General features: G+C 64.4%; 1 protein-coding gene. It reads left to right on the top strand.

Annotated elements, in window-relative coordinates; all coding sequences use genetic code 11:
- The coding region (locus B9Z52_RS17940) for an Ig-like domain-containing protein (RefSeq protein WP_233252017.1) at positions 1-755 on the top strand (755 nt) is incomplete at both ends.

Here is a 755-nt window from a genome sequence, read left to right as displayed (position 1 = left end):
GACACCAAGGCCCCCACGGCCAGCGTCACCCTCACGGACAACACCAATACGGCCATCACCAGCCTGACAGCCGGTCAAAGCGCCAAAGTCACCATCACCTTCAGCGAAGCGGTCAAAGACTTCAGCAACGCCGACGTCACCGCGCCCAGCGGCACGCTCAGCACCCTGGCCAGCACCGACGGCGGCACCACCTGGACCGCGACCTTCACGCCGAGCGCCAACGTCGAAGTCGCCGCCAACAGCATCAGCGTCAACCCCGGTGCCTACAGCGATCTCGCCTCCAACGCAGGCAGCGCAGCCTCCAGCGCCACCTACGCCGTCGACACCCAAGGCCCCACCGCCAGCATCAGCATCAGCGACAACGCCTTGACTGCCGGCGAGACCGCCCAAGTGACGATCAGCTTCAGTGAGAAAGTCACCGGCTTTGACAACAGCGACGTTGCTGTAGAAAACGGCACGCTCAGCACCCTGGCCACCACCGACGGCGGCAAAACCTGGACGGGCACCTTCACGCCCACCGCAGGCACGGCCGACGCCAGCAACCTGATGAGCGTGGCCAACAGCTACACCGACGTGGCGGGCAACCAAGGTGCCAGCACCGCAAGCGGCAACTACGCCATCGATTTGAAGGCCCCCACCGCCACCATCGCTTTGAGCGACAACGCCCTCAAAGCAGGCGAGAGCGCCACGGTCACCATCACCTTCAGCGAGAAAGTCAAAGACTTCAGCAACGCCGACATCACAGCCCCCAACGG

Source organism: Limnohabitans sp. Jir72, assembly GCF_003063575.1.
GTDB lineage: Bacteria > Pseudomonadota > Gammaproteobacteria > Burkholderiales > Burkholderiaceae_C > Limnohabitans_A.
This window is presented reverse-complemented; position numbering and strand designations above follow the sequence as displayed.